Annotated in this window: 7 protein-coding genes; 6 read left to right on the top strand and 1 reads right to left on the bottom strand. The window is 70.8% G+C overall.

The window, feature by feature from the left end; translation table 11 throughout:
• Positions 1-27: 27 nt before the first annotated feature.
• The 3 genes from ACFUN8_RS35675 to ACFUN8_RS35665 all read left to right on the top strand — a co-directional run bounded on the left by ACFUN8_RS35675 (position 28) and on the right by ACFUN8_RS35665 (position 3,158).
• A complete protein-coding gene (locus tag ACFUN8_RS35675) occupies positions 28-939 on the top strand; it encodes a carbohydrate ABC transporter permease (protein ID WP_383647137.1) in 912 nt (303 codons plus the stop codon).
• On the top strand, positions 939-1,763 hold the full coding sequence (locus ACFUN8_RS35670) for a carbohydrate ABC transporter permease (protein ID WP_383647133.1): 825 nt from the start codon (positions 939-941) through the stop codon (positions 1,761-1,763). The genes ACFUN8_RS35675 and ACFUN8_RS35670 overlap by 1 nt, the downstream gene beginning before the upstream one ends.
• Before the next feature lie 144 nt (positions 1,764-1,907).
• On the top strand, positions 1,908-3,158 hold the full coding sequence (locus ACFUN8_RS35665) for a Clp protease N-terminal domain-containing protein (RefSeq protein WP_383647131.1): 1,251 nt from the start codon (positions 1,908-1,910) through the stop codon (positions 3,156-3,158).
• Positions 3,159-3,243: 85 nt separating this feature from the next.
• On the opposite strand, the gene ACFUN8_RS35660 is transcribed toward ACFUN8_RS35665, so the two are convergent.
• Positions 3,244-4,269 carry an ATP-dependent 6-phosphofructokinase gene (locus ACFUN8_RS35660; RefSeq protein WP_383647128.1) on the bottom strand — a complete coding sequence of 342 codons (1,026 nt, stop codon included), beginning with the start codon at positions 4,267-4,269 and terminating at the stop codon, positions 3,244-3,246.
• 230 nt (positions 4,270-4,499) lie between these two features.
• On the opposite strand from ACFUN8_RS35660, the gene pta reads away from it, so the two are divergent.
• From pta to pyk, 3 genes are all read left to right on the top strand, one after another.
• The gene (pta, locus tag ACFUN8_RS35655; protein ID WP_383647126.1) at positions 4,500-6,578 is read left to right on the top strand and encodes a phosphate acetyltransferase; all 2,079 of its coding nucleotides are present in this window, start codon (positions 4,500-4,502) and stop codon (positions 6,576-6,578) included.
• A 55-nt stretch (positions 6,579-6,633) separates the two neighbouring features.
• Positions 6,634-7,848 (top strand): acetate kinase, encoded by a 1,215-nt coding sequence (locus ACFUN8_RS35650; protein WP_383647123.1) that lies wholly within the window; start codon positions 6,634-6,636, stop codon positions 7,846-7,848.
• Between the two features lie 74 nt (positions 7,849-7,922).
• Positions 7,923-9,362, top strand: a complete 1,440-nt coding sequence (pyk, locus tag ACFUN8_RS35645) for a pyruvate kinase (protein ID WP_383647121.1) — start codon at positions 7,923-7,925, stop codon at positions 9,360-9,362.
• Positions 9,363-9,416 lie beyond the last annotated feature (54 nt).

Genomic DNA, 9,416 nt, shown 5'->3' with positions numbered 1-9,416 from the left:
CCGGTGAGCAAGGGCGGGCCGCCCGCGGTGCCGGCCGGCGGCCGTAAGGACAGGGGCAAGGGTGACGACGGCCGCGACGGCCGCAAGGCGCGCCCGTTGCGCTGGCTGCCGCTCGCCCCGGCGACCGTGCTGCTGCTCCTGTTCCTCGCCGGGCCGATCGGCTACTGCGTCTGGATCGCCTTCACCAACACGCAGTTGACCGGCTCGTCCACGTCGGACTTCGTCGGTCTGGACAACTTCCGGCGGGCCTTCTCGGACGACAACTTCCGTAACGCGGTCTGGCTGACGCTCGTCTTCACCTTCGTGTCGTCGATCGTCGGCCAGAACACCATCGGGCTGGCGCTGGCCGGCCTGATGCGGGCCGCGTCCCGGCCGGTGCGGACCGTCACGGGCGCCGTCGTGATCGCGGCGTGGGTGCTGCCGGAGATCGTGGCGGCGTTCCTGCTGTACGCGTTCTTCCGCCGCGAGGGGACGCTCAACGCCATCCTGGACTGGCTCCATCTGCCGTCCCAGAACTGGCTGTTCACCCTGCCGATCCTGGCGGTGTCGTTCGCCAACGTGTGGCGCGGGACGGCGTTCTCGATGCTGATCTACTCCGCCGCGCTGTCCGAGATCCCGAAGGAGATCACGGAGGCTGCGGAGGTCGACGGCGCGAACGGGGTACGGCGGCTGTGGTACATCACGCTGCCGATGATCCGGCGCTCCATCGGCACCAATCTGATGCTCAACACGCTCTCCACCCTCTCCGTCTTCGGACTGATCTGGGCGATGACGCGCGGCGGTCCGGGCAACCGCAGCCAGACCCTGCCGGTGTTCATGTACGACCAGGCGTTCCTCAAGAGCCTGATCGGTTACGGCACGGCGGTCGCGCTGCTGCTGCTTCTCGTGGGCGCGCTGTTCTCGATCGTCTATGTGCGTCTGCTCAAGGTGGAGGTGTGATGAAGCGCGCCACTCGCGTCCGGCTCGCCTCGGACGCCGCGCTGGCCGTGGTGGCCGCGGCCTTCCTGCTCCCGCTGCTGTGGCTGGTGCTGTCCTCGATCGACGCCGAGGCGGATCTGCGGGTACGGCTGCCGTCGTCGCCGACCACGGAGAACTTCAGCGCGGTGCTGACGGACGAGATCACGTTCACGCCGATGCTCAACAGCCTGCTGCTGTGCGGCAGCGCGACGATCCTGACGGTGGCGTGCGCGGCGCTGGCGGCGTACCCGCTGTCCCGCTACCGCTCGCGGTTCAGCCGCCCGTACCTGCTGACCATCCTGTTCACGACGTGTCTGCCGATCACCGCGATCATGGTCCCGGTGTACGGACTGTTCGTCCAGGTCAATCTGGTCGACACGATGTACGGCACGGCGCTCTTTCTCGCGACGTCCCAACTGCCCTTCTCCATCTGGCTGATGAAGAACTTCATGGACGGGGTGCCGACCGTCCTGGAGGAGGCGGCGTGGACGGACGGGGCCTCGATGATGCAGACGCTGACCCGGATCGTGCTGCCGCTGATGGGGCCCGGCATGACGGTCGTGATGATCTACACGTTCATCCAGCTCTGGGGGAACTTCTTCGTCCCCTTCATGCTGCTGCTCACTCCCGACCAACTGCCCGCGTCCGTATCGATCTTCACGTTCTTCGGCAATTACGGCTCGGTGGTCTACGGCCAGCTCGCGGCGTTCTCGATCCTCTACTCCACGCCGGTGCTGCTGCTCTACATCCTGATCTCGCGCCGGCTGGGCGGGGGCTTCGCGCTGGGCGGAGCGGTGAAGGGGTAGACCGGGCGGGACGGGCAGGCGCGTCCCGCCCGGGCCCGTGCACATCCCCCACCTGCGCCGATTCCGGACACGACTGAACCGGCGGGTGGTGGAATGACGTCCTCCCCTACGTAGTCCGCTGGAGTCGAATAGGGGAGACGCACCATGGAGCAGCGCCAGGCCACCGGTCCGACCACCGTCACCACGACCGAATTCGGCGCGGACGCGGTCGAGTTGCTGGCACGGACGGTGCGGCAGGCGTTCCGCCGCACGGGTCCCGCCATCGGCACCGAGCACCTCCTCTCCACCCTTCTCGACGACGGGGAGCAGCCCGGCGAGACCCTGGTCCCCGGCGGCATCCGGGAGACCGGCTCGCTCGGTGGGGAGATCCGGGCCCGCGGGCAGGAGCACTGGGCGCGCGACGACAGCGGCCCCACCGGGCCGGCCGACGGGAGCGAGGGCCCGGACGACACGCACGCCGCCGCCGACGTCATCGAGGCGGACGCCGCGTGGCGCGAGGCGCTGTGGGTGGCGGGCAACTCCTCGAAGACGCTGCGCGAGGAGGGGACGGAGCCGCCCCGGCCGACCGGCGCACTGCGCGCGGCGCTGCTGGGCGCCCTGCGGCTGGCCCGCGAGGAGGGTTCACCCGACGCGCACGCGCGGCATCTGGCGCGGGCGCTGCTGCTGGAGACCCCCGACAGCCGGGCGCTGGAGGCGCTGGCGATCCACCGGGTGGACGTGACGGCGGCGGCCACCGCGCTGGACGCGCAGGCCGAGGCGGTACGCGGGGGCGCCGAGCCCTGGCCCACCGAGGCGGCCGCGGTGACCGGCTCCGTCAAGGTGCTGCGGACGGCCGGGCTGCTGGGCGAACCTGGTGTGTGGTGGTCGCGGCGCATGCTGTCGTGGATGGCGCGCGGGAGCGGCGACCAATCACCGGTCCTGCTGGTGCTGTCCAACGAGGCGCGGCGGCAGGCCGTACGGTACGGCCGCCCGGCGACGGAGCCGGTCGATCTGCTGCTCGCCGTGCAGGCCCTGGACCGGGCGCTCGCCGTCGCCGGGCTGTCGCTGCCCGACGAGCTGCTCGCGGTGAACTCCGCGGCGGACGAGCTGCGTTCGGCGGGCGTACGGCAGGTGGATCTGGTCCGCGCGGCAGCGGCGGCGGCCGGCCCGGCGGCGGACTCCGCCGTCCCGGGCGACCTGAAGCGGACCCCGGCCACGGACAAACTGGTGGCGGCGACCCGGCTGCTGGCGGCCGAGCGGAAGGCCGAGACGGTCGGCACGGCGCACCTGCTGGCCGTCCTGCTGGACGACCCCGAGGGCCCTGCGGCCCAGCTGCTCCGCGAGACGGGCGCGGACCTGACGGCGCTCCGTACCCGCCTCGAAGCGGCGCTCGAAACCACGGCCCCGGCCGCCTGACGGGCCGGAAGCCCGAACCGCCGGGCGGACCGTGACAAGCGGCCCGCCCGGCCCCCAGGCCCTGGGCCCTGTCCGGCGCCCGGGCCTAGAAGACCGACTCCGCCTCGAACATCCGGTTCTCCGGCACCGTCTTGAGGCGGGTGACCGCCTCCGCCAGCGGCACCATCGCCACCTTCGTGCCGTGCAGCGCCGTCATCTTGCCGAAGTCGCCGTTGTGCACCGCCTCCACCGCGTGCCAGCCGAAGCGCGTCGCCAGCACCCGGTCGTACGCCGTCGGCGTCCCCCCGCGCTGTACGTGGCCGAGGATGACCGGCCTGGCCTCCTTGCCCATGCGCCGCTCCAGCTCGCCCGCGAGGCGGTTGCCGATGCCCTCGAAGCGTTCGTGGCCGAACTGGTCGATCTCGCCCTTCACGTAGTGCATCGAGCCCTCGGCCGGGTGCGCGCCCTCGGCGACGCAGATGACCGCGAACTTCTTGCCGCGCGCGAAGCGCTCCTCGACCATCTTCACGATGCTGTCCACCTCGAAGGGCCGCTCCGGCAGACAGATGCCGTGTGCGCCGCCCGCCATGCCCGACTCCAGCGCGATCCAGCCGGCGTGCCGGCCCATGACCTCGACGACCATGACGCGCTGGTGCGACTCGGCCGTGGTCTTGAGCCGGTCGATGGCCTCGGTGGCGACCATCACGGCCGTGTCGAAGCCGAAGGTGCGGTCCGTGGACGAGATGTCGTTGTCGATGGTCTTCGGTACGCCCACCACGGGCATGCCGGCGTCGGCGAGCATCCGGGCCGCCGTGAGGGTGCCCTCGCCGCCGATCGGGATGAGGGCGTCGATGCCGTACTTTCGGCCCAACTCTTCCGCGCTCTCGGCCGCTTCCCGCAGCCGGCCGCGCTCCAGCCGCGCCGAGCCGAGGATCGTGCCGCCGCGCGCCAGGATGCCGCTGACGGAGTCCAGGTCGAGCGGACGGTAGTGGCCGTCGAGCAGACCCTTGAAGCCGTCCTCGAAGCCGATGACCTCGTCGCCGTGTCCGGTCATCGCGCGGTGCACGACCGAACGGATCACGGCGTTCAGGCCAGGACAGTCTCCGCCTGCGGTGAGAACTCCGATACGCATCGCGCTGTGTCTCCTGCTCGCTCGGGGTGTGGTCTGGTGCGGGCCTGCCACGGGCCGTACCGCCTACCCGTCTCGGAGGCGCCGTACCCACCCCCACAGGTATTGTCAAGAGGGCTTTGCCACCCTAACGGGCCTAACAGCAGAAACAGGAATTTCCCTTCCCGCCCCACCACTGCCGGGCCGCACCGGCCCCCGGCCTGCCCCCATCTTCGTCGAACAGGAGAGCACGCGTGACACGCAGCGTGTACGTGACCGGGATCGAACGCGGCGACGGCCGGCAGGTCGTCGAGCTGGGGGTCATGGAGCTCCTGACCCGCCAGGTGGACCGGGTGGGCGTCTTCCGCCCCCTGGTCCACGCGAACGGCCCCGACCGCCTCTTCGACCTGCTGCGCGCCCGCTACCGGCTCTCGCAGGACCCGGCGTCCGGCTACGGCCTCGGTTACGCGGAGGCCGCCGGGATCCAGGCCGACGGGGGTACGGACGAGCTGGTCCAGCAACTCGTCCGGCGGTTCCACGAGGTGGCGCGGGACTACGAGGTCGTACTCGTCCTCGGCACCGACTTCGCCGACACCCAGCTGCCCGACGAGCTGTCGCTGAACGCGCGCCTCGCCAACGAGTTCGGCGCCTCGGTCATACCCGTGGTCGGCGGCAAGGGCCAGCCCGCCGATTCCGTACAGGCCGAGGCGCGCAACGCCCACCGGGCGTACGCCGGGCTCGGCTGCGACGTCCTCGCGATGGTCGTGAACCGGGTCGCCCCCGACGACCGCGACGCGATCGACGCGCAGCTCGCGGCGCAGCTGCCGGTCCCCTGCTACACCCTCCCCGACGAGGCGGCGCTGGCCGCCCCGACCGTCGCGCAGATCACCCGCGCCCTGGGCGGCACGGTGCTGCTCGGGGACGAGGCGGGGCTGGCGCGCGACGCGCTCGACTTCGTCTTCGGCGGCGCGATGCTGCCGAATCTGCTGAACGCGCTGACTCCTGGCTGTCTGCTGGTGACACCGGGCGACCGGGCGGATCTGGTGGTGGGCGCGCTCGCCGCGCACTCGGCGGGGACACCGCCCATCGCGGGCATCCTGCTGACGCTGGACGAGCGGCCGGCCGACTCGGTCCTCACCCTCGCCTCCAAGCTCGCGCCGGGCACCCCGGTCATCTCGGTGGTCGCGGGCTCCTTCCCGACGGCGGGCGAACTCTTCGCCCTGGAGGGGAAGTTGAACGCCGATACGCCGCGCAAGGCGGAGACGGCGCTGGGCCTCTTCGAGCGGTACGTGGACACCGGCGATCTGCTGGCCCGGATGTCGGTGGCGCGCAGCGGCCGGGTGACCCCGATGATGTTCGAGCACGACCTGCTGGAGCAGGCCCGTGCCGTACGCCGCCGGGTCGTCCTGCCGGAGGGCGCGGAGGAGCGGGTGCTGCGCGCGGCCGATGTGCTGCTGCGCCGCGACGTGTGCGACCTGACGCTCCTCGGGGACGTCGACACCATCGTCAAGAAGGCCGCCGATCTCGGTATCGACCTGGCGGGCACCCAGCTGATCGACCCGGCGAAGGACGAGCTGCGGCAGCGGTTCGCCGAGCGGTACGCGCAGTTGCGCGCGCACCGGGGTGTGACGGTGGAGCTGGCGTACGACGTGGTGGCCGATGTGAACTACTTCGGCACGCTGATGGTGGACGCGGGCCTGGCCGACGGCATGGTGTCGGGCTCGGTCCACTCCACGGCGGCCACGATCCGCCCGGCGTTCGAGATCATCAAGACGAAGTCGGAGTCGTCCAGCGTCTCCTCGGTCTTCTTCATGTGTCTGGCCGACAAGGTGCTGGTGTACGGCGACTGCGCGGTGATCCCGGACCCGGACGCCGGGCAGCTCGCGGACATCGCGGTGCAGGCCGCCGCGACCGCCGCCCGGTTCGGGGTGGAGCCGCGGATCGCGATGCTGTCGTACTCGACGGGAACCTCGGGCTCCGGCGCGGACGTCGACAAGGTGCGCGAGGCGACGAAGCTGGTGCGCGCGGCGCGGCCCGAGCTGAGGATCGAGGGGCCGATCCAGTACGACGCGGCGGTGGAGCCGAGCGTCGCCGCGACGAAGCTGCCGGAGTCGGAGGTGGCGGGGCGCGCGACGGTGCTGATCTTCCCCGACCTGAACACCGGCAACAACACGTACAAGGCCGTGCAGCGTTCGGCGGGCGCGGTGGCGGTGGGTCCGGTGATGCAGGGGCTGCGGAAGCCGGTGAACGACCTGTCGCGCGGCGCCCTCGTCCAGGACATCGTGAACACCGTCGCGATCACCGCCGTCCAGGCGCAGGGCGACGACGCGTAACCCCGCGCCGCTCCCGCACACCGCTCCCTCCCCCTTCGTGAAAGGCCCCCCGCCCGTGACCTCGCAGGCCACCCGAGTCCTCGTACTCAACTCCGGCTCCTCGTCGGTGAAGTACCAGCTGCTGGACATGCGCGACGGCAGCCGTCTGGCCGCCGGTCTCGTCGAGCGCATCGGCGAGAGCGCGTCCCGCCTGGTGCACACGCCGTCGGGCGGGGAGGCGCGCGAGCGTACGGAGCGCGTCACCGACCACGGCGCGGCGCTGAAGGCCGTCGCCGGGGAACTGGCCCACGACGGCATCGGCCTCGACTCCCCCGAGCTGGCGGCGATCGGTCACCGGGTGGTGCACGGCGGGCCGGAGTTCAGCGCCCCGACGGTGATCGACGACGCCGTGCTCGCGGAGATCGAGCGGCTGGTGCCACTGGCGCCCCTGCACAACCCGGCGAACATCACCGGCATCAGGACCGCGCGGGCGCTGCGTCCCGATCTGCCGCAGGTCGCGGTCTTCGACACCGCGTTCCACACGACGATGCCGGAGTCCGCCGCCCGGTACGCGATCGACGTCGGGACGGCCGACGCGCACCGGATCCGCCGTTACGGCTTCCACGGCACGTCGCACGCGTATGTCTCCCGGCGGGCCGCCGAGTTGCTGGGCCGCGCGCCGGAGGAGCTGAATCTGATCGTGCTGCACCTGGGCAACGGGGCGTCCGCGTCGGCCGTCGCGGGCGGGCGCTGCGTGGACACCTCGATGGGGCTGACCCCCTTGGAGGGGCTGGTGATGGGTACGCGCTCAGGAGACATCGATCCGGCGGTGGTCTTCCATCTGGAGCGGGTCGCCGGAATGGGCACCGACGAGATCGATGAACTTCTGAACAAGAAGAGTGGGCTGACCGGGCTCTGCGGGGACAACGACATGCGGGAGATCCGCCGCCGGGTCGACGCGGGCGACGCCGCGGCGACGCTGGCCTTCGACATTTACATCCACCGGCTGAAGAAGTACATCGGCGCCTATTACGCGGTGCTCGGCCGGGTGGACGCGGTGGTGTTCACCGCGGGCGTCGGCGAGAACGCGGCGCCGGTACGGGCCGCCGCGATCGCCGGGCTCGGGGAGTTGGGGCTGGTCGTGGACGCGGAACTCAACGCCGTACGGTCCGGCGAGCCCCGCCTCGTATCGCCGGAGCACGCGCGCGTCGCCGTCGCCGTGGTGCCGACCGATGAGGAAATGGAGATCGCCCGCCAGACTTTCGCCTTGGTCGGCTCGGTCGACGCCTGAGCGCCACCCCGCCCATTTGTACTTTCCGCCAGACGGAATATTCCGAGCCGAAACAAAACGATAGGATCCGCCTTATGCGCCGTTCCAAAATTGTCTGCACACTTGGCCCCGCCGTCGACTCGTACGAGCAGTTGAAATCGCTCATCGAGGCCGGCATGAACGTGGCCCGACTGAATATGAGCCACGGATCCCACCCCGAGCACGAGGAGCGGTACCACCGCGTCCGGAAGGCGGCCGAGGCCACCGGCCGGGCCGTGGGCGTGCTCGTCGACCTCCAGGGCCCGAAGATCCGGCTGGAGACCTTCGCCGAGGGGCCCGTCGAGCTGGTGCGGGGTGACGAGTTCATCATCACCACCGAGGATGTCGCCGGGGACAAGGGCATCTGCGGCACCACCTACAAGGGCCTGCCCGGGGACGTCACCAAGGGCGACCAGGTCCTGATCAACGACGGCAACGTCGAACTCCGGGTGACCGAGGTCGAGGGCCCCCAGGTCAAGACGCTGGTCATCGAGGGCGGGGTCATCTCCGACCACAAGGGCATCAACCTGCCGGGTACGGCGGTCAATGTCCCCGCGCTGTCCGAGAAGGACGTCGAGGACCTGCGCTTCGCCCTGCGGATGGGCTGCGACATGATCGCGCTGTCCTTCGTGCGCGACGCGGACGACATCAACGACGTGCACAAGATCATGGATGAGGAGGGCCGCCGGGTCCCCGTCATCGCGAAGGTCGAGAAGCCGCAGGCCGTCGCCAACATGGAGGCCGTCGTCGCGGCGTTCGACAGCATCATGGTGGCCCGTGGCGACCTGGCCGTCGAGTACCCGCTCGAAAAGGTCCCGATGGTGCAGAAGCGCCTCATCGAGCTGTGCCGCCGCAACGCCAAGCCGGTGATCGTGGCGACCCAGATGATGGAGTCGATGATCACCAACTCCCGCCCGACGCGCGCCGAGGCGTCCGACGTGGCGAACGCGATCCTGGACGGGGCCGACGCGGTCATGCTGTCGGCGGAGTCGTCCGTCGGCGCGTATCCGATCGAGACGGTCAAGACGATGTCGAAGATCGTCGTCGCGGCCGAGACCGAGCTGCTGTCCAAGGGCCTCCAGCCGCTCGTACCGGGCAAGAAGCCCCGTACGCAGGGTGGTTCGGTCGCGCGCGCGGCCTGCGAGATCGCGGACTTCCTGGGCGGCAAGGCGCTGATCGCCTTCACCCAGTCCGGCGACACGGCCCGCCGCCTCTCGCGCTACCGCACCTGTCAGCCGATCCTCGCCTTCACGTCGGACGAGGCGACGCGCAACCAGCTCTCGCTGAGCTGGGGCGTCGAGTCCTTCGTCGTACCGCACGTGGAGACGACGGACGCGATGGTCGACCTCGTGGACGCGGAGCTGCTGAAGCTCCAGCGCTACAGCGAGTCGGACATCATGATCATCACGGCCGGCTCCCCGCCCGGTGTCCCGGGCACGACGAACATGGTCCGGGTCCACCACCTGGGCGACATGCGCGCCGGCGCGGAGAGCTGAACCGCCGGGACCTGTTGACCTGAACGCCGGACGGGGCCGCACAGTTGACTGCTG

It is taken from the genome of Streptomyces sp. NPDC057307 (assembly GCF_042667665.1).
Lineage (GTDB): Bacteria > Actinomycetota > Actinomycetes > Streptomycetales > Streptomycetaceae > Streptomyces.
This window is presented reverse-complemented; position numbering and strand designations above follow the sequence as displayed.